This is a genomic window from Nostoc sp. 106C (genome assembly GCF_002154725.1).
Lineage (GTDB): Bacteria > Cyanobacteriota > Cyanobacteriia > Cyanobacteriales > Nostocaceae > Aulosira.
The window spans coordinates 1-25,384 of the sequence record NZ_MTAW01000237.1 but is presented as its reverse complement, the minus strand read 5'-3'; the positions used below and the strand labels follow the sequence as shown (position 1 = coordinate 25,384).

Sequence of the window (25,384 nt, the reverse complement as noted above, 5' to 3'; positions counted from 1 at the left end):
ATGAATTGATTAAAATATCGTTGTATACAATAAGAAAAGTTTGTCAAGTTTCATAGGGCTGAAATCGCAACAGTGCGCTAACGTGTGAATAAGACCAAATTAGTTGAATCTAAATTGATCTGCTATCAGGCTGATTCCACTATTACCTTAACTCCTAGTTTAGGTAATAAATGCACACAATGTAGAGTGTCCTAAGGCAAACACCATCATATTTGCTGTATCTACCTAGTGAGAACCTCGCTTTAGCTTCACGAACTGAGTACTTTATGAAGGAAATGTAAAAATACGTGCGCTATTGCTTCTCGCTTGAGTTAATATAAAATGCGCTGTTTCTAAGTAATTAATGTTGTGCATTGTACTTAGAATAGTTCATGAACAGGTGTACTTACCTTTTAATGTAATGACAATGCCACTGCAATTCTAAAAAGTTTCGGCAAAGATTTAAGGGCATAGCTACCATTTTGAAGTTCTTTTTGATAATAGTGGCTTTACTTCCCTTAAGGACTACAAGATTAAGACACAAAAAGAGTGCAATTTCTGTGAAACAGGCTACAATCGGAACAGTCTTTACGGAAAAAATCTACCAACAGTTATGTTTATTTGGCTGTAGTGGTAAATTTTTTTATCAAGACATGTCTTTTTTTAGACAAGTCAGTTAAAGGTAATATGCGAGAACAATACGCATAGCCTTTACTAAGGTGAGTAAGTCAGCTACAAAAGCGGTTTCCACACTTAGTAATAAACTCCTCCAAAGGAGACGCAAAGTTTCCGAAAATATATTAGGCAACCCAGCCAAAAAAATATTTTCGGTATCAAACTAGCTCGTTTCAAAAGAGCAGTAAACACATCTTGAGTAATTGATTCTGCAAGGAGCATGAGGAACGCGGCATGAACCAGGCTAACAACGTACTCGAAAGCATTTATCAGCCTGACCTAGAAATGATAAATCAGCCTGAGCTCGAGTTAGATCCACTCTTAATCGACGATGAAGTCGATGAGGACTTACTGATCAGCGATGAAGGCGAAATTGATGAGTTTTTAGAGCCTCAGTCTGATGAGGACGACGCAAAGTCTGGAAAAGCCGCTAAATCGCGTCGTCGGACACAAAGCAAGAAAAAGCACTATACCGAAGATTCAATTCGCCTTTACTTGCAAGAAATTGGCCGAATTCGTCTGTTGCGGGCAGATGAAGAAATTGAATTGGCGCGAAAAATCGCTGAATTGCTGGAATTAGAAAGAATAAGGGAAAAGCTTTCCGAACAGTTGGAACGCGATCCTAAAGATAGCGAATGGGCAGAAGCTGTGCAATTACCATTGTCAGCGTTTCGCTATAAACTGCACATTGGTCGCAGGGCAAAAGACAAAATGGTGCAATCAAACCTGCGCTTGGTAGTTTCAATTGCCAAGAAATATATGAATCGTGGCTTGTCCTTCCAAGATTTAATTCAGGAAGGTAGTCTTGGCTTGATTCGTGCCGCAGAAAAGTTTGACCATGAAAAAGGTTATAAGTTTTCTACCTACGCTACATGGTGGATTCGTCAAGCAATTACCAGAGCGATCGCAGATCAATCTCGCACTATCCGCCTTCCAGTTCACCTATACGAAACCATCTCTCGGATTAAAAAAACCACCAAGCTACTTTCTCAAGAAATGGGTCGTAAACCCACTGAAGAGGAAATTGCTACTCGGATGGAAATGACGATTGAAAAACTGCGATTTATTGCTAAATCTGCCCAATTGCCAATTTCCTTAGAAACACCCATTGGGAAGGAAGAAGATTCCCGATTGGGCGATTTTATTGAATCCGATGGTGAGACTCCAGAAGACCAAGTTTCCAAAAATCTGTTGCGCGAAGACCTAGAAAAAGTACTTGACAGTCTCAGCCCCCGCGAACGAGATGTACTAAGATTGCGCTACGGTTTAGATGATGGTCGCATGAAAACCCTAGAGGAAATTGGCCAGATTTTTAACGTAACTCGTGAACGCATTCGCCAGATTGAGGCAAAAGCACTCCGCAAGTTACGCCACCCAAATCGTAACAGTGTTCTCAAGGAATATATCCGTTAGTAAATTACTCAGTAGTTATTAGTCATTAGCTCTAGACAAATGACTAATAATCAAAAAAATTACAAAAATAAAGAACCTGGGGATGAAAACATCTCCAGGTTTTTCATTTGTAGCTAATTTTGTATTTTAATACTTAAACCAAATACTAGATAGGTAGTATCGTTTGAAATTAGTGAAACAGCCTGGTGGTAATGATCCAAATTGCCAAGCATTATCAGCGTTAGAGCAAGGTAGCTCGACAACTTCAAATCCAAAGTTGGTATTAAAGAATGCCCCAAAAATGTAAAAAGCCTTTACCAGAAAACAGCTCAATTAAAGCCGCTGCTAAAAAGCCAATCATTGCTAAACGACCGTTCCAAATTTCTGCCTGTGGGGTAAAGCCCCAGCGCCAAGCGTTACGATCTTCAACTACAGGAGCAGTAACTACTTTGGTTGCATTTGTCATGGTTGGCACTCCAAACTGAGTTTACTAAGGGTTATTGCCTTATGTAAACTAATATAACAACTATTATCATAATTGCAACAATTTGTTTGTATTTTTGTTGCCAGGTCTTGACTTAGACAATAGTAACTGATAAATAAAAAAGCCTAAGATATCTATAGAAGTTAATAAAAGATTTAGTTTTTGAAGAAAACTGAGAGTAATAATGCTTACTCATGAGCATTAATACCCTAAGTTCAAGCAAAGGTTGCACTATTGTCTCTAGCTTGAGGTTGGCATAATACTGATTTGTAGCCTGAGAATATCATATTGAAACTATTTGGCAAGTATTTTACCTGTATTAGGAGCGCTACTCAACGCTTCAGGTATTGTGTGTTATGTCTATTAGTTTGAATTCGGCTATCTATGATGACCCAGTATAAAATAGCTAATCTAAAGTGATTTACTACTGCCCAAAGCTACATTTTGTTTTTTTTGACTATGCAAATAAAAAAGAAGTATTAACTCGACAGGATTTTGACTCTCGTAGTAATCCTGTAGTGTCTTCAGCGGATAAAGGGCGGCTGAAAAGATAACCTTGCATGAGTTCACAATCTAGGACTCGTAACAAATTGCGCTGTTCTTCGGTTTCTACTCCTTCGGCAACAACTGCAAGCTTAAGTCCATGTGCTAAGGCAATGATAGCAGTTGTAATGGCTGCATCATGGTTGTCATTAGACAGATCGCGTACAAAAGACCTGTCAATTTTTAAACAGTGAATAGGAAAATTTTTGAGATAACTTAAAGAACAGTATCCTGTACCAAAATCGTCTATAGATATAGAGATACCTAGCTCATATAATTCACTCAAAACTTTCTTAGTAAATTCAACATCTTTCATAGCAATGCTTTCAGTAATTTCTAACTCTAAAAATCGGGGGTCCAATTGAGTTATTGACAATATCTGCGTCACTGTATTTACTAAATTTGGTTGCTGAAATTGTCGTGCTGAAAGGTTAACAGCTACTGAAAGTGAAGGTAAACCTAGAGTATCTTGCCAGTATTTATTTTGAGCACAAGCAGTTTTTAAAACCCATTCGCCAATAGGTAAAATTAATCCGGTTTCTTCAGCAAGAGGTATAAATTTTTCGGGAGGTATGAAACCTAGCTGTAAGTGCCGCCAACGTAACAAAGCCTCTATTTTTGTAATTTCACCTGTGGTGATATTAACTTGTGGTTGGTAATAAACTTCAAATTCTTGCCGTTCTAAAGCATGGTGTAAGCTGTTTTCTAAGATTAATAATTCAGAAGAGCCAGAATTTATGGCTGAGTGATAAAACTGATAGTGGTTGCGTCCTTGAGACTTTACAATATATAGGGCAGCATCAGCATGTTTAATTAGGGTTTCTGTATCTTGCCCGTGTATAGGATAGAGGGCAATACCAATACTAGGGCTGATGTGCAACTGATAATTTTCTATATTAAATACTGGTTTGAAAGCTGCTAAAATGCGTTCTTGTATCTGAGCTACTTCTTCAGCATCGTTTATTTCTGGCAAAATAAGTATGAATTCATCGCCTCCCCAACGAGCAAGGGTGTCACTATTTCGTAGACATTGGGTGAGACGTTGCGCGACATTCTGCAATATTTGATCCCCAATGGCATGACTTAATGTATCATTAATTGTTTTGAAACGATCTAAGTCCAAAAAACATACAGCGAGTTTGCTACCACTTTTTTGCGCCTGTGCTAATGCCTGGGAAAGTCGCTCATTGAATAGTACTCGATTAGGTAGATTGGTTAAAAGGTCGTGCAAGGCTTGATGGCGGATTTTGGCTGCTGCTAACTTGTGGACAGTAACATCCCGAAAACTCCACACTCTACCAACGATTTTGCCCCCAATACGTTGCGGTTGAGAATAACGCTCAAAAACCCTTCCATCCTTAAATGCGATCGCATCATAAATCTGTATGTCCAGGTTTAAGTGTAATTCTCTAATAGTAGCTACATTTTGTCTGGGAGCTTCTAGCTCTTTCATCGCCAGTCTCAGCACTTTTCTGTAGTTACCTGAGGCTATCAGCTGCTCAGGAATACGCCACATCTGGAGAAACTTCTGATTAAAGCCTGCTATGTTACCTTGACTATCTACTACTAAAATTCCATCTGCGGTTGATTCTAAAGTTGCAAATTGCAAAGACAGAGATTTTTCTAGTTCTGTTTGTATCCGCTTGCGTTCGGCAATCTCTTTGTGTAATTCGGCAGTATGTTCTCGAACTACATTATTATTTGCTTTTAAATATGTAAATAAACCAACTATTCTTAGTAGTAGATTAGTTTCAAATATAGTAAACAGCGTATTTTTTATTTGCGTAAATATTCTTGCGGTATGCATCTTGATAACCCAATTTAATTTATAGTAAATAGGCGCTGTTCCTAGTATTTAAGACTTTAAAGTAATTTTATATTTTCACTTTTTTACAACTTTCTGCAATTGATATAATACCAATTTTTTACTAAAAAAATTGGTATTCGTTGGCTCCAATAGCATTTTTTATTTTTAGAGTTCGCTTATATACAATATTTGTTTTTCACAATCCTAATCTGCGTCTAAATATAGATGAGAAAAGATTTAGGGCTAATTAGATCTAATCAATTAAACACAAAATATTGTTTTACCAATTATTAGGCTCAAGCTTGTGGTTTATAGTAATTTTGTACATGGCTAGTTGCATTATAAATTTTTAGGGAATAATTGTAAGTTTCCAAATAACAAAATATCATATTATTCTCCCAAACTTTCATAAATGTGTGAGAAATTAAATTATAAACAAATTTATTTAAATTTAAGATTTTTATATCTAAAATTGTAGGTTTTAAGTTCAATCAACTTAAGATTCAATTATTTTTTATAATTTTTAATATATGCTTAACTTAGATTTATAAATAGAATATTGATATTCTTACAAGCTAGAAGACTAATTTTATTTTTTAATTAAAAGCCAATTTGTAGACTGTTTATGGAAAGCTAAACAATAGGATTTATTACTTAACAGTAATAAATTATAAATAATTAATACAAACTTCAATAATAATTGTGACAGATATACCCACAAAACTCTTATGCAAAAAGCGATTTGCAATCTAAAATGAGAGAATTATCCTAATTCAAAAGAGATAAAATTTCCCTAAGCTATAGCCTTAAATTCTAATACTTAAATATTTACTCATAGTAATTTCGTTGTACATCCTGATTGCTGATGCCGCTTCAAAAAATGTTTACGAAAGATATTCTACCCGCGCAGGTACAGAGAGATGGGGAGGAGCTTTTATCGATGTGTCACATTCTTCGTTGTTTCAAATTGATATTGGCCAATATTCTTAAATCAGGCTTTTGTGCAAAAGACTGCATTTTTTATCGTTCACAAATGACGTTAAATTAACAAATGTAGCTGTGAGCCTTGTTGATTTTTATTAACTTCAATACGGGCTTGGAAAGCTTCCTTGAGGTGGGGCATATGGGTAACTGTGAGGATGCAAGCAAAATCAGAGGCGATCGCATTAATCGCTGCAATCAAGCGATCGCATCCTTCTGCATCTTGAGTACCAAAACCTTCATCGATAATCAACAACTGCAATGCCGCCCCCGCCCGCTGCGCTAATAATTTCGCCAAGGCTAAACGAATGGCAAAGTTAATTCTAAAGGCTTCCCCACCAGAGTAAGTTTCATAGGCTCTTGTTCCTCTAGCATCAGCAATCAATATATCTAGAGTGTCTATCAGCTTGACATTTTTCTTTGTTGATTTACCATTACGTCCAGCTTTTTGGGTAATAAACTGTACGTGTAGCTGATTGGCGCTGAGTCGCGAAAGCAGTTGGTTTGTCTCAGCTTCCAGTTGAGGCAACACGTTTTCAATCATCAGTGCTTGGATACCGTTTTTACCAAATGCCTGCGCTAATTCCTGATAAACGCGATGTTGTTGTTTACAAGCTTGCAACTGCTGTTGCTGTTGTTCGTACTGAATTTGCAATGCTTCCAGTTGCACAGCCAACTGTTCCAAACGCCCTAACTTGGCTATTTGTTCATCTAGCTGTCGTCTGCGGAGTTGAAGTTGCTGCTCTAAAGCTTGAATTTGAGCAGTTGGGTTAGCAGTTTCTTCTAACTGCTCTTTAATACTGTCGATTTGGCTAGCGAGGGTTTGCCGTTCAGCTAATCTCGCAGTTTTGGCAGCCTCTAACTCTTGCGATCGCGCCTGGAGTTGGGGATACTGCTGCTGGGCTGATAACATCTGTTGATAGCGCAACTGCCAAGATTGATTTTGCCTGACAGCCATTCGCAACTGATTGTGTTGCTCTGAACTGTAGCCGAGTTCTGTAATGTAGCGATCGAGGGCGGCAATTTGTTGGGCACAGTCAGAGTCTATTTGCTCTTTTTGGATTCTAGTTTGTAATTGAGCAATAGCTGCTTGTAATTCTGGCTTGCGTGCTACTAGTTGGGTTTGGCGCTTGATTGCGTCTTTAATCTGCCCTTGCTTAATTTCTGCCCACCGCCAGCGCTCAACTTCGCTCCGTGCTAGGGCGTGATCTTGATCATTGTAATTGAGTTGTTGCAGATATTGGTCTAGTTGCCGTAGTTCGGCTTGCTTGTCGGGAGCGTAATCACCTAATTGTAGCGATCGCTCTAAATGTTGTTTTTCCGCAGCAATTTGTTGTAGCTGTTGTTGAACATCGCTAGTAGCTTCCAACTGGGCAGCTAACTGTCCCCTTTGTTCGCGTAAAGTATCATAAGTTGCCAATTGTTGGGATATATCTCGGTATTCCTTCCTAAGAACCTGAATTTCTTTGTCTGAGACAGCCATCTGTTCCCGGACTACCCAAAATTGGCCCTGTGTATCTTTTAACTCTTCTTCAGTTTTTTCCACCACTCGATTCCAGTGATGTTCATCAAGGGGACGTTCACATAATGGACAAAGCGCATTCGGGTTCTGGAGCATTTGCAGTTTTTGCTCTAGTTCTCCTAAGAGTTTTTCATAATCTCGTTGATGCGCTTGTAGTCGTTCGATAAAATGTCGTCTTTCCTGTCCTTTCTCCTGCACTCGTTGCAAATAAACCCGCTTTTTCTCCAATTCTTCAATTTGGATAGCCACATCCATCACTGCTTGTTGCAATTGCGGTTGGCGATGTTGCTGGCGTTGCAGTTGGTTTTCTGTAGTTTCTAGCTGTTCGATACGCGCCACCAAACTAGCATGAAACCGATCGAGTTGGCTTTGTAATATTGTCCGTTGTTGCAACAAGGGAGACACTTGCATTTGCAACTGATCCAGATGCGCCACCCGTTGACGCGCTGCGGCTAATTGTGTCAAACCAGCCTCTACTTCCCCAGATTTGGTAAGAGTTTGCTGAATTTCTCGCTCTTGTTGCTGCAATGCTTCTAATTGTGCTTGGGCTTGTTGCAGTTGTCGTTCAATTTCGTGAATTTGTTTGGTAAGCTGCTGTTGCTTTTGTTGACGATTTTGTTGAGCGCGGGTAAATTCTTCAAATTTGGTAGCAAAAGCTTCTTCTTGAGATTGCAGATTTTGATATTGAAGATATCCTGCTTTTATCTGGGCTTCTTGACTTAATATCTTTTCTAAATCTGAGATTTGATTTTTAATAACTAACTGCTCTTGTTGGAGGCGATCGCAGTCTTGGGTAAGATTTTGGTATTGTTGCCTAACAAAACTCAGTTGTTCTACTTTTGTTTGGCGTTGGTGCTGCACAACTTGCAAACTTTGTAATTGAATAGTCTCAAAAGCTTGCACCTGTTGCAGTTGGTTAAGTTCTGCTTCTAACTCGGCTTTTTGCGCTTGAGTTGTCTCACGTTGTTGAAGCTGAGTTTTGATCGACTCTAAAGAACGTTCCAATTCTTCTGCCCGTGCTTTAAACTGACGGGATGATTCCTTTGCCCGTTCTTCCAAATCATCATACTGATTGAGTTTCAATAACTCTGCTAAAATTTCTTTGCGTTCAGTAGGACGCTTGAGCATGAATTCATCTGCACGACCTTGACGCAGGTAGGCAGAGTTAATAAATGTATCGTAATCGAGCTTGATATGTTCTAGAATCAGATCTTGTGTTGCTCTGACTCCTTTGCCAGTCAGAGGGCGAAAACCAGAGGGTGTTTCGATTTGAAATTCTAAGACACTAGTTCCACTACGTACACGAGTGCGAATTACTCGGTATTTTTGCTGGTTACTTTGGAAAGTGAAATCAACCCGAACTTCTTTAGAGCCTGTATGAATTACATCATCTTCAGCAGCGGCGCGGCTTTCACCCCAAATTGCCCAAGTAATCGCTTCGAGAAGGGAAGATTTACCTGCACCATTGGAACCGCAAATACAAGCTGTATGCAAACCGCGAAAATCTAAAGTTGCTTCACGGTAACTGAGGAAATTTTTAAGAATTAGTTGTACTGGGATCATTGAGGCTATTGCGCCACATTAACTTTTAATGATTAACAGTAAAGATGTACTTCTTGTTAGTTTAGCTATCTACATATCAGTATTCTAGTCTTGAAGACTTCAACTTTACAAAAATTAACAATATAATGAGTCGTTTTTTCTTGTTGGCTGAAGGATTTTTGTCAACCTCAAAGAAAAATGAAACTTTACTCCTGGTGACTGAGAAGAAAGCCTGAGAAGAAGATTGGCTAGTGAGGAAAGAGGAAATTTTTGATTATTAACTTCTTCATCTGTTAAAGAAGCACGGAGGTAAATAGGAATTTTCCTCTCCTAAGTCGTATAGCGAGAACTGTGAAAGCTTTTGACATTTACCACGAGAAATCAAATAAACCTCAGCTTGAGCCGCGTAGGCTTGGATAGGAGAGGGAGTCTAACTGCAAAATCGGATTATCTTAGCTGTCAGGTGAGAATTCGCTAAAGTATTTTCTCTTTACCATAAAAAAATTAAAATTGCCCAGATTAACCCCTAATATTTGCCAAGTTGTCAACTAGATTCATGGGGGATTAGGAGAACTTTCTGCACCAAGCTTTTTTCTCAAGAGTGGGAGCATTTAATTTTGTGATTAATCTTAAAAAATTTCAACCCCCACCAATGATTAAGACAGATGAGGCGCTAATTGCGTAGACGCGCAGCGGCTTGTCGAAGACATTGCTATCTATCCTTTAAACTAGACCGAGGTATTAACATACCTACGTATGTACCTACCGCAAATTTTGTCAGATCCAAAAATTGAGGGCGACTTTTCTCATCGATAATGGCGAGAGTCAAAGAACCAATCACCATAATTAGAGTTACGACAGCGAGTACTTCATCCCTGGAAGGAAATCTTTTGGATAACATTGATCTGCTCCATAAACAGTTGATTCAATAAATCCACTATCTCAACTGTGTATAGGAGATTTCGCTCAAACTTTGGCTGACATACCCTAACATTGCCTGACATAACTGTAATCTTTAGTTAGACTGGCTTTCAGAGGATAGTGAGATTAGCCAATGCAACCGTTACCACGTGACTTTTTGGCTCAGTTGGCTCGCAAGTATGAGCTTTCACCACAGCAGGAAGAAGCTTTTGTAGAGCTATATATTAGGAAAAATCAAAACGAACTAGAGGTTGCAGAGTCGCTTCATATCTCTCACAATGCCTTCCGCGCTCGTATGACTGGGGTTTATAGCAAGTTCAGTATTGGTGGTAAAGGCCCAGGTAAATCTCGTAAACTTCACGATGTTCTGGTTCAGGAGTATCAGAAATCTCATCCTTCGCCAATTACAGCAACTTCCAACGATGACATAGATGTAAACGCTCTAGTGCAAGAGTTACGCGAAAAGATAAAACCTAATATCCAAGAACGCTGCGGCACAATGCGAGTGCTAGATATGACTCAGCCAATAGGGGTAAATGATATTTACACTAACGTCAATATATTGCAGAACATCACTGGACAGCGACGCAAAGAGATTGCCGAATTTCTAAAAGATTGTGCTAATGAGGATTTTGAGCGCTTTGGATTAGGCAAAATTGCTGAACAACGAGTGCTTGGAATAGAAGCAGTTAAGAAACATTCCAAGTTGATGATTTTGGGAAAGCCAGGAGCAGGTAAAACTACATTTTTAAAGTATTTAGCAATTCAGTGTATTGAAGGCAAGTTTCAAGCTGAACGTGTACCGATTTTTGTCACGCTAAAAAACTTTGCGGAAGCTGCAAACCAACCTGGATTACTGCAATACATCAGTAAAGACGTAATAAATTATATTTCTACACAAAGCAGTATTGTAGAGAAACAATTTACTTCGTCTATTCAGTATGTGATAAATCATGGCAAGGCGTTACTTTTACTTGATGGCTTGGATGAGGTTAGAGAAGAAGACAACAGCCGCATCTTAAAGGAAATTCGTGAGTTTTCTGAGCGCTTCCAAAACAATCACTATTTGATGACCTGCCGTATTGCAGCAAGAGAATATACTTTTGAAAAATTTACAGAGGTGGAAGTTGCCGATTTTGATGATGAACAAATTAATAACTTTGCAACTAACTGGTTTAAGGGTAAAGCTGTCACAACAGAGATTTTTATCAAACGCCTTGAAGATAATCATCGTATCAAGCAACTAGCTGCAAGTCCTCTGCTACTAACTCTTCTATGTCTAGCCTTTGAAGAGTCAGGTGATTTCCCAGCTAATCGTTCTGAGTTATATAAAGAAGGAGTAGACGCGCTATTAAAAAAATGGGATGCCAAGCGAGGAATTCAGCGCGAACAGATTTATAAAAAGCTCTCAGTTCAACGCAAAGAAGATTTACTCAGCAAAATTGCCTTAACTAACTTTGAGCGTGGGGATTATTTCTTCAAGCAAACAATAGCAGAACAATATATTACAGATTACATTCGTAACTTACCTGGTGCAAATACTGATGAAGAAGCATTGCAACTCGACAGTGATAAAGTTTTACGTTCTATTGAGCATCATCATGGGTTAGTGGTAGCAAGGGCAAAAGGGATTTATTCATTTTCTCATCTGACCTTTCATGAATATTTCACAGCTAGAGAATTTGTAGTTGTGAGACAGTCATCAGAAGAGGCATTGCAAAATCTTGTTAGCCACATTACCGAGAAGCGTTGGCGAGAAATCTTTTTGCTAGCGGTTGGAATGTCGCCAAGTGCAGATAGGTTATTACTGTTGATGAAAGACAAAATTGATGCGTTCCTAATTGGATCTCAGAGAGCCCAACAGTTTCTTATGTGGGTAAAGGAAAAATCTCTTTCTGTCCAAGTTTCTGACAAAGTACCAGCAGTTAGAGCTTTTTATTTCGGCCTCTCCCTTTCCCTGTCTGTCTCCCGAAACCTGTCCGTTTCCCGAACCCTCGATCTCTTCCTCAACCTCGAACTCTCGCGAACCCTAGACCTCGAACTCTCCCTAGACCTCGAACTCTCCCTAGATCTCTCTAGAAACCTCAACCTCTCTCGCACTCTCTCTGTCGCCAGAACCCTTGACCTTAACTTATCCCTAAACCCAGAACTTGAGCATTCGCTGCAACAGCTTAAACTACAACTACCAGACACAAAAAATGAGGAAAAATATAGGAAATGGTGGTCAGCTAATAGTCAGGCTTGGAGAGAGCAATTAAGAGAGGTGATGATTAAATATCGCAATATTGGTCATGAGTGGCAATTTACTAGTGAGCAACAGGAATTGCTTCAGCAGTATTATTATGCAAATAAGTTATTAGTAGAATGTCTGAATAGTGATTGTTATGTAAGCCGTGAGGTGCGAAAAAATATTGAGGATACGTTGCTATTACCCATCGATGATATTAATAAGCATCAGCAGCAATATTGAATGCATATCTAATATATGACTGAGATTTGAATTTCACAGTTCACTTAATCTTTATACCGTTTACTATCCATTGCTAACGCTTCTAATTTAAGATTCTGCTTCCATTCGCTCTTTATTTAAAAGCTAATTCTCAGGAAGCTTTCAAGAACGTCCTTGACAATAGACATAACCATTTTTAATAGAGATACCAAACATCTGACGCATTATTTTTGCTGCTTCTTTCCTCTCTTCATCTGTCAAGTAATCCTCATCTTTGAAACCTGCGCGATAACGTTGAGGATTACCACCAGCATCCACATAACGCTGTTTGCCTACTTCTAAAATTTCTTGAAACCTCGCATACTTCCGTTTTTGCGCTTCAGTCCAGTTTGCCATAATTACCAGTCCCAACTAGTGGGAAAATATCACCATTTTGCACAATCATAGCAATTAGCAATACTTGACTGCGGGTTTTTATATACCAATTGCTACTCTCTCCATCATAGAACGTATTACCGAGTAGATCCACAATAGTAAGTGTGTTGACAATTAGGTATCGTGATTCACTCGGTTCCATCTGTACTATTCTATAAAATTGATTTGAGTAATTCTAAAGGTAAGAGAAAGCATTTCTTAACTCCTAACAAATAAACATACAATATAAGTAAGAGTTCGCTGCCAGTCCATTCCCTTCTATTTATGCGAACACAAAGTTGAGGAACAATTTCGCTAACCAGAACGTCATAAAATATATAAATACTATTTACAAACCTATATCAACAGCATATTACCTGTATAAATCAGTAGCAAAACCTTAAGGAACAATCGCACATAGTCAGCGTCGTAACAGTACTTTACCTCGGGAATATCCCTATAGATAGTTCTAAAAATAGCCAGAAACAATCTCAGTAAATCTGCGTCATTAAATATCTCTCAGACATAAACGGAAACCCTACTATGACACGCCTTTATCGTTGGAAATCTGGAACTGCTGCACTGATGGCAATGGCAATTACCACAGGTGCAATTACTCCTCTATTCACCTCTGCTCCTGCTAGTGCCCAATACAATATTAACCAACCTCGAACAATTACTATTCCCTATAATGTAACCTTGCCTGTTACCTATGAGAAAGAGAAAGTGATTGTGAACCCAGGGGAAACTTTACCTCTTACTCTGAAAATAAAAAGCGATATTATCGATAGAAACAGGCAGGTATTGATTCCTCGTGGAACTGACGTTGTTGGCAGACTAGAACCTGTAAACCTAGATGGAGGATATTCCAGCGACAGGAATAATAACAATAATAATAAAGGTGTGCGGTTCGTAGCCCAAGAATTAGTATTTGCTTCTGGTAAGCGTCAAACGATTAATGCAAGTTCTCGAACAGTTACACAAACTGAAAGAATTTCAAAGGGAACTGATACTGGACAAGTATTAACAGATGCAGCTATTGGTGCAGGTGCTGCCACCGTAATTTCATTAATTACAGGTGACAAGAAAGTTCAAGCTTTAGAACCTATTATTGGTGCTGCGGCTGGTGCAGGAGCAAGTATACTGTTGCGTAAAAAACAAGCTGATGTCTTCGTCTTACGGCCTGAACAGGATTTAGATATTACTTTAAACTCTAGTTTGGTACTATCCCGCTACTAGACTTAACTCAATTTAAGTCGTGACTTTAATCATCCCCAATCTGCGATCGCCACCTTATTATATGTGTGCGATCGCTTAATTTTTGGCAGACAAACAGTCTTACTTCCTTGCAACTATTTTATTTCTGTGTCGTCTTAATTAATCCCTGGATTTTGGGCATACTAATTTAGAATCAGACTAGATAATAAGTCATGGGTTAATTACATGATTATCTATTATCTTTTTTGTTTTCATAATGTACTGAAATAAATATATGACTTAAGTAATGGTTTATAAAAATGCAGAATAATTGGGAACATCATACTTGATAAATGGTCTAAGTAATTAACAAGAAAAACAAATAATTTGATAGGGATAAAAAACAATGTTTGCTTTAAATCGTTGGCAATCTGGAACAGCTGCATTAATGGCTTTGAGCGTCACAGCAGGTACTGTAGCACCCTTCATGATAGCTGCACCTTCTTTTGCTCAAACTACTTTTTCTGATGTTTCATCTAATTATTGGGCAGCACAATTTATTCAACAGTTGTCACAGCGTGGCGTAATTGCAGGATTTCCTGATGGTAGTTTCCGCCCTGAAGAAGCGGTGACACGCGCTCAATTTGCCGCTATGGTCAACAAAGCTTTTCAAAAATCACCGCAGCGGCAAGCAATCAATTTTACTGATGTCCCAAGCAACTATTGGGCATACAGTGCCATCCAGCAAGCCTATACCATTGGTTTCTTAGCCGGATACCCTGGTAATCGCTTTGAACCAAATCAAGTGATTCCCCGCCAACAGGTTTTGGTTTCTCTCGCTAACGGTTTGGAATATAGCCCAAATAGTACTGTCGAAAGCACTCTGCAATATTTCAATGATGCTTCTAATATTGCTGACTATGCCCGTAGCCCTATTGCTGCTGCCACTGAAAAACAAATTGTGGTCAACTATCCTAATGTGAAGTTCCTCAATCCTACAGCAACCGCCACGCGCGCACAGGTAGCTGCTTTTATCTATCAAGCTTTAGTTAGTTCCAATCAAGCCTCAGCAATTAACTCTCCTTACGTTGTGGCTGTTCAACCTACCACACCCACACCTGTGGCGGTAACAATTCCTCAAGGAACTGCTATCCCTGTGAAGTACGATAAGGCTGAAAAAATTCTTGTCACTAAGGATGAAACAGCACCTTTAACACTAACAGTATCGCAAAATGTGGTTACGCAAGAAGGATCTGTAGTAATTCCTGCTGGTAGCCAAGTGATTGGTCAACTAAAACCTGCTCAAGGTGGTTCTCAATTTGTTGCTCAAAAACTGGTTTTGACCACAGGTCAGGAGTATCAAATTAACGCTACTTCTGAAGTTATTACCAAAAAAGAAACTGTTAACAAAGGTACAAGTACTGGTGCGATTATTCAGAATACTGTATTGGGCGCAGGCGCAGCCGCTGCGGTATCTGCGGTCACAGGCGATCGCGCGATCGCAACAGAAGAAGTATTGGGTGGCGCTGGTATTGGGGCTTTGATTGGGTTGTTCTTTGGTAAGAAGAGTGTTGACCTAATTGCCATCGACCCAAACACAGACTTACAAATGACAATCAATCAAAACTTGTTGGTTTCGCTCAAGTAGTCATTAGTCAAGGGACTCTGGACTAATTATTTACTTCTGGCAACCAAATAATAAACGTTGTTCCCGGTGAATTTGGCGATCCGATTGTGGAATTAATTGCAGGGCTAAAAACTTCAATATTGCCCTGCATTTGCTCTATTAACTGTTTGGCGATCGCTAACCCCAAACCTGTGCCAGGAATCTCTGTTTGCGCTTGTACACCCCGATAATGGCGTTCTCCAATATGTTCTAAATCTTCTGGGGGAATGCCGGGGCCTGTGTCACTAATAGCTATTCCCTGTAAATTATCTTTTTCTTGCCCCACCTGAATCAAAATCTTGCCACCAGCAGGAGTGTATTTCAAGGCATTATCGATAATATTGCTTAATACCTCCCGTAACGCTTTGACGTTAGCGTGAACCAAGGGAAGGTTTCGAGGAATTTTAGTTATTAGTTGCAGATTGCGTTCTTGGGCTATTGCCTTAGCAGATCCTAATAATGGTGCTAATAAATCTGCTAAAGAACAGTCAGCTGCTTTTTCTCCTGTTCCTGGCAATAAAAGGGCTGGCTTTGGTTCTTTTTGGATAGTTGCTTCTACAACTACTTCGTTTTTTGGGAGTGAAAGAGGTGCTAAATCTGCCTCTGTTAACTCAATTACCCGATCGAATTGTTGCAGTAATTCTTGTAGGCGATCGCTTTCTCGAATTATATTGCCAGCCACATCCCGGTTGGGGTCCCCCGAGCGTAACCGTTTCATCAGCAGTTTCCCAAAGGTTCTGATTGCTGTTAGCGGGTTACGAAACTGGTGCAAAAGGTTATCTAGCAAATCACGCTGCTGTTCTTGCAGAATTTGTTGTTGATGCAATTGCTGCTGCAACCAGGCTCGACGCTGATCTAAAATACAGGCGATCGCTAGGGTTTGGGCTATCCTCTGAATCTCGCTTTGTTCGAGTTCATTCCATGCCCTATCTTCCCTACCTGTCACTAATAACCCCATCATCACACCCTCATGGATTAGGGGTAAAACAATTTGGTTTTCACTGAGTAAGTATTCTTCTGATGTCTCTGACTCCTGTGATGAATTGGTAGTTTCTGCCCCGGCTGTCAATAATTTTCCTTGATGCTGGGGTAATGCCAAAACATTCCGCACCTTAAGTTGATTAGGTGTTTTTAGCTCAGCAGTTCCCTCAAGTTGCCCTAATACCGCTGTCTCTGGATATACCACTACAGGAATCAGTTTTGCCTCCCCTGTTGGAGCCTCTACCAATTCTTGTGTTAAGTAGACAACACTTAACGATGCTCCTAGCCCTTGGGTTAACAGTGCTATTTGCTCTCGGCATAGAGCTACAAAATCAGAGCTGGCAGACATTAACATTTTTCAGATTTTGCTCAAGATATAGAATTTGAGGGTAGATTAAAGAAGAGGCTAATTTTTTCCTCGCTCATTTAATAAAGCTTAACTAAATCTTCTTAGTAATGGTCTGCCCCAGGGAATTATACATTCCCTAATTTTGATTTCTCTGCTTTTAAAGATATTATTTTGGATTGTATCAAAAGCTTAAAAACTGTTGATTTTTTGAACTAGAACTTATATAATTACGACGGATTTTGTAGCTATCACTACAATCTATAGCTTGAAAGAGGAGGAAAATAGGTTGGCAAGGAGACGGAAACGGAAAAGTCGTCGTCGCCAAGAAGGGCGTCGAATCCTAGAGCACGTGCCTCAATATAGCATCGAAAGTGGCGAGGAAAAACCTGTTACAGCAGCAAGAAAATTTATTCAAGCTGAAGGAATCGCACCACCTGCATTGCTACTTGTAAAGCGGAACGAACACACCACAGACCGTTATTTCTGGGCAGAAAAGGGACTGTTTGGTGCTCAATACGTAGAAGAAAACCATTTCTTGTTTCCTAGCCTCAGGATCTTAGAAGCTCCTACTGGTCAGGAAACTCTAGCTTTAGCTGCTCGCTGAACTATAAGTGGTTATCTTACGCATTTATGTGGCTTCTGACAATCATTTAACTGGCAAAATTGCTTATGTTATGCGAAAATTTCATTTTTTTACTTTGTCGCTGATTTGCCAGTAGAGCTAGTCCAAGTAATTGGACATTCAACTTATTTTAAACCAAGCTTGTTTGCATGGGTTGATTCATAGTCTCATAATGCAGAAGGAAGTCAGCATAAGGCGAAAAGTGTCTCAAAGCGGGAGCGACGTTGCACGTTCCTTTGGTAGATTGCTCAAGACGCTCTGTCAACAGCTATAGTTTTTTCCCTACGATTTACCTCGTAGGGAAATTCAACATATTCTAGGTTGTATCTTCAGATCCCTAATATCTGTTTCCGGAAAATTTAGACAGAAGTCTGCATCTCATACTCAGGGGTGTGCAAAAAATTCAAAATTTATGCAATGGGTTTTAACTGTAGTGCCCTCTGCAACTCAATGAGTTCATCTCGATGGGCAATTACAGTAATTTTACTTGAGGAGTGTTGCTGATTCGGGGTTGCCTCCAGTTTGAGCGACACTTTCTCGAGTCTTCCAGCTTTTTTCCAATAAAAAATACCACTCACAGGGGAGAGCAGTAGTATCCCCAAAAAAAGGTTACTAAGACTCGGAAAAAGCATTGACAAAACCAGTAATAGACAAACCAAACCAGCAAATGCCAGCAGTGTTAAGAACACAGCTAAAAACCAGCTTGGTTTAACAAACCCTTCAAAAGTCACTTGGTTTTGTGCTCGGTCTACCGCTGCCACTCGATAAGACCGGGAGCGAAAATACTCCTGTAGTTGAGGCATCAAAGTGGCTTCATCTTGCTCAGATATCAGTTGTGCTGTCTGTGTGCGCTCTTTAGTTGAGGCACGAATAAAGAAAAACAGCCCAACCAACAATAACAAGGTTAGTAGCAATGTAGATGGCAGAATAGCAGTATCCATAACTAAAATAGTGACTATTTGATTGGAGGAGACTTATTCATTTCATTATCAATTATTCGTTAATTTGTTCTTTGATTGATGTACTCTAGCCAAAGCTGAGCCAAATCCTGCGATTGAACTTGCCATTCTGGAGAAACTTGGTACATCCGCCTAGGGCGTCCCCGCCCTTCGAGTTTCTTCCAGTACCCATTTATTGCCCTTTGGTCTTCGAGAAATTTGATCGCACTATACAGTACGGTATCCGAAAGCCGATAGGTTGGATATTCCGTCTCCAGTCGCTGGATCAACTCGGTTCCGTAAGATTCACCTTGTAGTAAAACATACAGAATGTAACAAACTGCTAGTTCCTGACAGAGGTAAGTTGGCGGAGGATTCTCAAAGAATTGATATATATCCTCAAGTTTCATGGTTAGTGAATGGCTAAAAAATGCCTTAGGGTGAGATCTACAATGCTTGTAGCCAGTATATAACGATACTTATGCCTAAGTAAGTATATAACGCTACTTAGGCATAATTTACAAAGCGTAGACATCCTAAAGATGTCCCACGCTAGTTGAAGTTGTAGGACGAGTGTGTGAGTTTCAGGGAAACAGAACATGCATCCCTGCCCAAGCTCAAGACGGTGTGGTGAGGAGCGATTTAAGATATTGGCAAAGCCAATGCCTTAGTGTCAAGTGATGCCGAGCTGGTTAGAACTGCTTAAGCATAAGATGCCATCGAAGAAATTTTACAGGTAAAATGCGATTTTGTCTGTAAAAGTTAATAAACACTTTTTTTACAATGATTATCCCAGTGCAAACCTTAGAATATGGGATGCAGGGGAGCAGGGGGAGCAGAGGAAAAATGGCTATTGACTCATGCCCCATGCCCAATGCTCTATGCCCAATGCCCCATATCCTATGCCCAATCTCTTTTGAAGCGCCTAGCATATTATTGGTGATTTAGTATGTCACAAAACCCCGACATCACATCGTCTTCCTCTACTCTTCGAGCAATTGGCCAGAAGTTTCGCCTTATAGGTTGGATTAGTTTTTGGATTCAGTTAGTACTAGGCGTAGTTTCTACTGTGATTCTGTTGTTATTTGCCATCTCCAGCCAAAGACCTGGGAGTGCAGGTAATAATGCGGGAGCGGGATTTGGCATTTTTCTGGCAATTTGTGGACTTGTAGCTTTAGGTGTGGGTATTTATTTGGCTTTCCGTTACACCAGATTAGGCGCTCAACTACTATCTGCTAATCCCAACAACCGACCGCGTAAAAGCGAAACTGTACAAGTATTGCGCTTAGGAGTGATAGTAAATTTGCTAGGAATATTATTGACTCTTTTAGGGGCACAGGCGATCGTTGGGACTCTAGCCGCAAGGGCTATTACCCAAACTCAAATTTTCTTTTCTCCTCAAGGTAACCAACCATTCATTAGTGGCTTAGATATGTTTGTAGTGCAGGCAAATACCAATACTGTAATGGCTCACTTCGGTGGGCTAATTGCCTCACTTTGGCTCCTCAATCGAATTACTAAACCTTAAATCTTTAACCAAAGAAGATGTGACAAGTGCTGGAAGTAACGCCAACAGGTTGCAGACAATTTTTTCAGTGTTCTTGCATGGAATTTTAAAGCCTCATCAGCTTGATAACCTAGAGCATTTGTTAGGGCTGATGCAATATTTCAAAGAATCAAGAACATAAAAAGAAATTTGTTGTATCCTAACATTGGCAAGATTTGCAGAGCGAAATTTTTGTATTGCAATTCCTGTCATGACACGCCAAAATCAGTATATGCTGATGTGTTGGCAGGAAATACTAGGCAAAAGATCAAAGAAAAATCTGTGCTGGATATTAAGCAAATAAGAGAAAATCCCCAATTAGTTCAGGAGCGCTTGAATACTCGTAGTGGTAAATACGATATTCAACCAATATTAGAGTTAGATCAAAAGCAACGAGAATTGGAGGCAACACGCAATCAACTCCAAGCTCGAAGCAATGAAATTGGTAAAATCGTTGGGCAAAAGATTAAATCTGGAATCAATCCTCAGTCCTTTGAAATTCAGTCGTTGCGGGATGAGGGTAACTCCGTCAAAATTCAATTGAGTGAACTGGAGCCACAAGAAAAAGCTCTCAAAGCCGAAATTGAGCAACTGGTGCTGGCACTCCCAAACTTACCTAGCGACTTTACACCCATTGGCAAAAGTGAAGAAGAGAATGTAGAAGTCCGACGGTGGGGTGATGAATATATTCCGCAGAACCAGAATATTCTCCCCCATTGGGAAATTGGCGAAAAGCTGGGTATTTTGAATGTGGCACGAGCTGTCAAAATTGCTCAAAGTCGCTTTGTGAACCTTATCGGTGCTGGTGCGGCGTTGGAGAGGTCTTTAATTCAATTTATGCTGGCGCGTCAAATTGAAGTTGGTTATTTAGAAGTCAGTCCGCCGATTTTGGTAAATAGCGAATCTTTGACAGCAACTGGTCAATTACCCAAGTTTGCTGAAGACAGCTTTAAATGTGCTGATGATGATTTGTGGTTAATTCCGACAGCAGAAGTTCCGGTTACCAACCTCTACCGGGAAGAGATTCTCACTGCCGAAGATTTACCTATTTATCATTGCGCTTACACTCCCTGTTTTCGCCGTGAAGCTGGTAGTTATGGGCGAGATATGCGGGGATTAATTCGCTTGCATCAATTTAATAAAGTAGAATTGGTGAAATTTGTTCATCCTAGCACTTCTTTTGAAGAACTAGAAAAACTCGTGGGGAATGCAGAAGCTATTTTACAAGCGTTGCAATTACCTTACCGAGTCATCAATTTATGTACTGGGGATTTGGGATTTTCTTCTACCAAAACCTATGATTTAGAGGTTTGGCTGCCCTCTTCTGGAAAATATCGGGAGATTTCCAGCTGTTCCAATTTTATAGACTTCCAAGCACGAAGAGCTGACATTCGCTTTAAAGAAGCAGGGAAAAAAGGTACACAGTTTGTACATACCCTAAATGGTTCTGGCTTAGCTGTGGGACGCACAATGGCGGCAATTCTGGAGAATTATCAACAACCGGATGGAACCGTGCGGATACCAGAAGCACTGCAACCTTATTTAGGGCGTGAAGTATTGTAGTCCTTTGAAAGGGAATAGATAACAGGCGTCAGACTTTTACTAATGGCTTATAACCAATGACTAGTGACTATTTACCTCAAGAGGGAAAATATCCTATTCAGGCAAATCAAGGCCAATGCTAGCCAGTGAAGCATTTTAGAATAGAGATAGGTATATAGCTTAATATCTTTTTTGATCTATGTCAGTTTTAGCAGCGATCGCAGTCTTGGCTGTTTTGATCTTGGTACACGAACTAGGACATTTCATTGCAGCACGTTCTCAGGGCATTCATGTTAACCGTTTTTCTTTAGGTTTTGGTCCCATTCTTTGGAAATACCAAGGTCCAGAAACTGAATATGCTATCCGTGCTTTTCCTTTAGGTGGCTTTGTTGGCTTTCCCGATGATGACCCAGATAGCGATATTCCCCCCAATGACCCAAATCTGCTGCGTAACCGTCCCATATTAGACCGGGCGATCGTTATTAGTGCGGGTGTGATTGCAAATTTAATATTTGCTTATTTGCTGCTGGTAGGACAGGTGAGTGTTGTCGGTGTTGGACAAGCCAACCAACCCGGAGTTTTAATCCAACAGTTAGCGCCAGAGGTTAGTTCTGTAGCAGCTAACGCTGGAATTAAGCCAGGAGATGTCATAGTAGGGGCTAATCAAAGACAATTTGGTACTTCTCTGCAAGAAATAGACGCTTTTAGAGATTTAATTAAAACTAGTGCAGGTAAGTCAGTTCAACTAGAAATTGCTCGTGGTGACCAAAAGCTATCTGTAAAAGTGGTTCCGGAGGCCAAATCTAATGGAGGCACTATCGGTATTGGACTTTCTCCCAACGGCAAAGTTGAGCGTCATCGCATTTCTAATCCTATAGAAGCATTGTCAGTTGGTGCTACAGAATTTCAGCGCATTGTAGTAATGACATTTAAAGGTTTTGGGCAATTAATTACCAATTTTGGCGAAACAGCTAGCCAAGTAGCTGGTCCGATTAAAATTGTGGAAATTGGTGCCAATATTGCTCAAAAGGATACAGGCAGTTTGTTCTTCTTTGCGGCACTGATCAGTATTAACCTGGCAATTATCAACATTTTGCCTCTACCAGCTTTGGATGGAGGACAACTAGCTTTTCTGTTGATAGAAGGTTTGCGCGGTAAGCCTTTACCTACCCGGATTCAAGAAAGTGTCATGCAAACTGGTTTGGTGCTACTGTTAGGACTAGGAATTTTTCTGATCGTTAAAGAAACTACTCAGTTAACAATACAGTTGGAGTGGGTACAAAAATTGTTCCAGTGACCATTAGTCGCAAACCGTCATCTAAGAAGCAACGGGCGCTAGAAATTCTAGCTCGCTTGAAGCGTCTTTACCCAGATGCAACTTGCTCTTTGAACTACGCAACACCTGTGCAGCTGCTAGTAGCAACGATACTTTCTGCACAGTGTACAGATGAGCGGGTAAATAAAGTTACACCAGCTTTATTTAGTCAGTTTCCTGATGCTGTGAGTTTGGCAAATGCTGAGTTGGTAGAGTTAGAAGAGCTGGTGCGTTCGACAGGGTTTTATCGTAATAAAGCCAAGAATATTCAAGCCGCTTGTCGGATGATTGTCACCGAGTTTAATTCTGTGGTTCCCAACCAAATGGAGCATCTGTTAAGGCTTCCAGGTGTGGCACGAAAGACGGCTAATGTAGTTTTGGCTCATGCTTATGGTATCAATGCTGGAGTCACAGTTGATACTCATGTTAAGCGCCTCAGCAATCATTTGGGATTAACTACATATACAAACCCTGTCCACATTGAGCAAGACTTAATGAAGTTATTGCCGCAAGCAGATTGGGAAAATTGGTCAATTCGATTGATTTATCACGGGCGTGCCATCTGTAAAGCCCGTTCTCCCTTATGTGTTGCTTGTGAACTGGCAGATTTGTGCCCAGATGCTAATAAGCCAACGGTGGTAGGCTAAGCTATATTAGCAGCTCTAGAATTACTAGGAATGAAGGCTAAACACCTGTCCTAACTGTAGAATGGAAAATGCTGTCTTTTAAGAAATTAGAGAATGTATGGCTAAAAAGAGCATGATTGAGCGTGAGAAAAAACGCGCCAAGTTGGTAGAAAAGTATGCCGAGAAGCGGGAAGCATTGCAACTAGACTTCCAAAACGCCGAATCGCCCCTTGATAAGCTAGAAATTCACCGGAAAATTCAACAACTACCCCGTAACAGCGCACCTAGCCGACGCCGCAACCGTTGCTGGGTAACTGGACGTCCTAGAGGTGTTTATCGTGACTTTGGGCTGTCTCGGAACGTTCTGCGGGAATGGGCGCACGAAGGCCTTTTGCCTGGAGTTGTTAAGTCTAGCTGGTAGTCAATAGTCATTAGTTGTTCGCTAAGGACAAAGCGCAAAGGCTGCTCGGAGGAAACCTCCGCTCAGACGACAGTTCCTTTAAGCGGGGGAACCCCTTCGGGTTCGCCAGTCGCCTGTGGAGGGAAACCCTCCCGCAGCGCTGGTCTCACCGCCACCGGACTGCCTCAACTTTGTAAGAGAGGACAAATGACAAATATTATTGACCGCAACAGCGATCAATTCCCAGACTTTCTAAAAGTAGATCGCTGACAGCGTTAGCGATCGCAAACTCTCCATAAAAGCTTTTGGAAAAATCAAAGGCCTGCATCTCTGTAACAATAGCAATTACCAGAGAACCGAGGTCGTTTTCTCCTTCCATACGTTGGCGCATAAAAATCTGGGCAGCGCGTTGGGCAATTTTTTGATTGACTATTTCTGGGAGAAATTCTGCATCCAGCCACCGCAGCAGGCGTTGTTGCAGCCATTCGCCTTCAAGCTGAGGATTTTTAGATGGTGGTAGGGTGATGGGTGGAATTGGTTCTGTCATCTGTTTGATTTGAAACGCGGAGGAACGCAAAGAGAAATCGTGAGGAACGCAGAGGATGACTGTTAACATCGAATTGCGTTTTCAATAAGGCTTTTTTAATTGTGATCTTCACTATGGAATATGATACCGCTGCTATTATTCAGGGTTATGCTCAAGGCTATTTTCTCATGGCTGACGACAGCGAGAGCTTGGGCTGGTATGGTAGTCGCGATCACACATTAATTCCGTTAGATGAAAAATTTCGCTATCCTAAATCCTTGCGACGTATCCTGAACCAGGAGCGGTTTACAGTTGCAATTAACCGTGATTTTAAAGCAGTAGTGGCTGGGTGTGCCAACCGCGACACAACTTGGATTTCACCAGAATTACAAAAGATTTATTGGTTACTCTACCAGAGAGGTTATGCTCATAGTTTTGAAACTTGGCAAGGTGACGAACTCGCTGGAGGAATTTTAGGGATTGCGATCGGCGGTGCTTTCATTGGCGAATCAATGTTTTACCAGATTCCCGAAGGCTCAAAGGTAGCAATGGTGAAATTGGTAGAGAGATTGCGACAAAAGCAATTTGTGCTGTTTGACGCGCAAATGATGAATCCGCATTTAGAAAGATTTGGTGCTTATCGTGTTAGCGATCAAGAATATCAAGCCCTACTCAATAAAGCATTGCAACGCAACTGTTATTTAGTATAAAAACTAATAACTTCTTTAAAGTACTTTTTCTCTGTTGTGTCAGAATAGTGCTTTAGTTAAATTACTTAGCACACTTAATCTACAAGCTTATTCCAATATTTTTCTATACAAGTATTATTAGAGTCATATGTATATAATCAAATCTGGCATTACTTCTATAGATGCTACCCTTTGAGTTCATCGTGGAAGGTACTCCCCTCTCATACCAATTCACGAAAAGCCTGATACAAATAAAGCGTCAAGAATAAAATCCCAAC

Annotated in this window: 21 protein-coding genes; 11 read left to right on the top strand and 10 right to left on the bottom strand. The window is 40.3% G+C overall.

Going from position 1 to position 25,384, the window contains the following annotated elements:
* Window positions 1-888: 888 nt before the first annotated feature.
* Window positions 889-2,067: an RNA polymerase sigma factor RpoD gene (gene rpoD, locus BV375_RS34920; RefSeq protein ID WP_086769143.1), complete on the top strand. Its 1,179-nt coding sequence runs from the start codon at window positions 889-891 to the stop codon at window positions 2,065-2,067.
* Window positions 2,068-2,329: 262 nt separating this feature from the next.
* Here rpoD and BV375_RS34915 read toward each other — a convergent pair whose 3' ends face one another.
* From BV375_RS34915 to BV375_RS34900, 4 genes are all read right to left on the bottom strand, one after another.
* Window positions 2,330-2,512 carry a chlorophyll a/b-binding protein gene (locus tag BV375_RS34915; RefSeq protein ID WP_086769141.1) on the bottom strand — a complete coding sequence of 61 codons (183 nt, stop codon included), beginning with the start codon at window positions 2,510-2,512 and terminating at the stop codon, window positions 2,330-2,332.
* A gap of 475 nt (window positions 2,513-2,987) precedes the next feature.
* Window positions 2,988-4,880: an EAL domain-containing protein gene (locus tag BV375_RS34910; protein ID WP_086769139.1), complete on the bottom strand. Its 1,893-nt coding sequence runs from the start codon at window positions 4,878-4,880 to the stop codon at window positions 2,988-2,990.
* A 1,039-nt stretch (window positions 4,881-5,919) separates the two neighbouring features.
* A complete protein-coding gene (locus tag BV375_RS34905; RefSeq protein WP_086769137.1) occupies window positions 5,920-8,946 on the bottom strand; it encodes an SMC family ATPase in 3,027 nt (1,008 codons plus the stop codon).
* A 691-nt stretch (window positions 8,947-9,637) separates the two neighbouring features.
* On the bottom strand, window positions 9,638-9,826 hold the full coding sequence (locus BV375_RS34900; protein ID WP_086769135.1) for a hypothetical protein: 189 nt from the start codon (window positions 9,824-9,826) through the stop codon (window positions 9,638-9,640).
* 153 nt (window positions 9,827-9,979) lie between these two features.
* On the opposite strand from BV375_RS34900, the gene BV375_RS34895 reads away from it, so the two are divergent.
* Window positions 9,980-12,316, top strand: a complete 2,337-nt coding sequence (locus BV375_RS34895) for an NACHT domain-containing NTPase (protein ID WP_086769134.1) — start codon at window positions 9,980-9,982, stop codon at window positions 12,314-12,316.
* A 141-nt stretch (window positions 12,317-12,457) separates the two neighbouring features.
* Here the strand turns inward: BV375_RS34895 and BV375_RS34890 are convergent, their stop codons facing one another.
* Both BV375_RS34890 and BV375_RS34885 read right to left on the bottom strand, forming a co-directional pair.
* Complete coding sequence (locus BV375_RS34890; protein WP_086769132.1) at window positions 12,458-12,691, bottom strand: hypothetical protein; 234 nt, start codon at window positions 12,689-12,691, stop codon at window positions 12,458-12,460.
* Entirely contained in the window at window positions 12,675-12,872 is a 198-nt protein-coding gene (locus BV375_RS34885; protein ID WP_086769130.1) for a hypothetical protein, read from the bottom strand. The genes BV375_RS34890 and BV375_RS34885 overlap by 17 nt, the downstream gene beginning before the upstream one ends.
* 380 nt (window positions 12,873-13,252) lie before the next feature.
* Here BV375_RS34885 and BV375_RS34880 point away from each other — a divergent pair, with 380 nt between their 5' ends.
* Window positions 13,253-13,948, top strand: coding sequence for a conjugal transfer protein TrbI (locus BV375_RS34880; protein WP_086769128.1), 696 nt, complete (start codon window positions 13,253-13,255; stop codon window positions 13,946-13,948).
* 364 nt (window positions 13,949-14,312) lie between these two features.
* Entirely contained in the window at window positions 14,313-15,554 is a 1,242-nt protein-coding gene (locus BV375_RS34875; protein ID WP_086769127.1) for an S-layer homology domain-containing protein, read from the top strand.
* Between the two features lie 22 nt (window positions 15,555-15,576).
* Here BV375_RS34875 and BV375_RS34870 read toward each other — a convergent pair whose 3' ends face one another.
* On the bottom strand, window positions 15,577-16,908 hold the full coding sequence (locus BV375_RS34870) for a HAMP domain-containing sensor histidine kinase (protein WP_086769125.1): 1,332 nt from the start codon (window positions 16,906-16,908) through the stop codon (window positions 15,577-15,579).
* Between the two features lie 280 nt (window positions 16,909-17,188).
* Between BV375_RS34870 and BV375_RS34865 the strand changes: the two genes are divergently transcribed.
* A complete protein-coding gene (locus BV375_RS34865) occupies window positions 17,189-17,506 on the top strand; it encodes a DUF3155 domain-containing protein (protein ID WP_086687885.1) in 318 nt (105 codons plus the stop codon).
* A gap of 428 nt (window positions 17,507-17,934) precedes the next feature.
* On the opposite strand, the gene BV375_RS34860 is transcribed toward BV375_RS34865, so the two are convergent.
* Window positions 17,935-18,465, bottom strand: coding sequence for a cofactor assembly of complex C subunit B (locus BV375_RS34860; protein WP_086769122.1), 531 nt, complete (start codon window positions 18,463-18,465; stop codon window positions 17,935-17,937).
* 59 nt (window positions 18,466-18,524) lie between these two features.
* Window positions 18,525-18,872 (bottom strand): PadR family transcriptional regulator, encoded by a 348-nt coding sequence (locus tag BV375_RS34855; protein ID WP_086687887.1) that lies wholly within the window; start codon window positions 18,870-18,872, stop codon window positions 18,525-18,527.
* 539 nt (window positions 18,873-19,411) lie between these two features.
* Between BV375_RS34855 and BV375_RS34850 the strand changes: the two genes are divergently transcribed.
* The 5 genes from BV375_RS34850 to rpsN all read left to right on the top strand — a co-directional run bounded on the left by BV375_RS34850 (window position 19,412) and on the right by rpsN (window position 23,912).
* Window positions 19,412-19,990, top strand: coding sequence for a DUF3611 family protein (locus tag BV375_RS34850; RefSeq protein WP_086687888.1), 579 nt, complete (start codon window positions 19,412-19,414; stop codon window positions 19,988-19,990).
* A 300-nt stretch (window positions 19,991-20,290) separates the two neighbouring features.
* Window positions 20,291-21,571, top strand: a complete 1,281-nt coding sequence (serS, locus tag BV375_RS34845; RefSeq protein ID WP_086769163.1) for a serine--tRNA ligase — start codon at window positions 20,291-20,293, stop codon at window positions 21,569-21,571.
* A 178-nt stretch (window positions 21,572-21,749) separates the two neighbouring features.
* Window positions 21,750-22,847, top strand: a complete 1,098-nt coding sequence (gene rseP / locus BV375_RS34840) for an RIP metalloprotease RseP (RefSeq protein ID WP_086769119.1) — start codon at window positions 21,750-21,752, stop codon at window positions 22,845-22,847.
* Complete coding sequence (gene nth, locus BV375_RS34835; protein ID WP_086769116.1) at window positions 22,823-23,512, top strand: endonuclease III; 690 nt, start codon at window positions 22,823-22,825, stop codon at window positions 23,510-23,512. Before rseP ends, nth begins: the two co-directional genes overlap by 25 nt.
* Before the next feature lie 97 nt (window positions 23,513-23,609).
* Window positions 23,610-23,912 (top strand): 30S ribosomal protein S14, encoded by a 303-nt coding sequence (rpsN, locus tag BV375_RS34830; RefSeq protein ID WP_086769114.1) that lies wholly within the window; start codon window positions 23,610-23,612, stop codon window positions 23,910-23,912.
* 196 nt (window positions 23,913-24,108) lie between these two features.
* Here rpsN and BV375_RS34825 read toward each other — a convergent pair whose 3' ends face one another.
* Window positions 24,109-24,438, bottom strand: a complete 330-nt coding sequence (locus BV375_RS34825) for a hypothetical protein (RefSeq protein WP_086687932.1) — start codon at window positions 24,436-24,438, stop codon at window positions 24,109-24,111.
* A gap of 113 nt (window positions 24,439-24,551) precedes the next feature.
* Here BV375_RS34825 and aat point away from each other — a divergent pair, with 113 nt between their 5' ends.
* Window positions 24,552-25,127 (top strand): leucyl/phenylalanyl-tRNA--protein transferase, encoded by a 576-nt coding sequence (gene aat, locus BV375_RS34820; RefSeq protein WP_086769112.1) that lies wholly within the window; start codon window positions 24,552-24,554, stop codon window positions 25,125-25,127.
* Window positions 25,128-25,384: the final 257 nt, after the last annotated feature.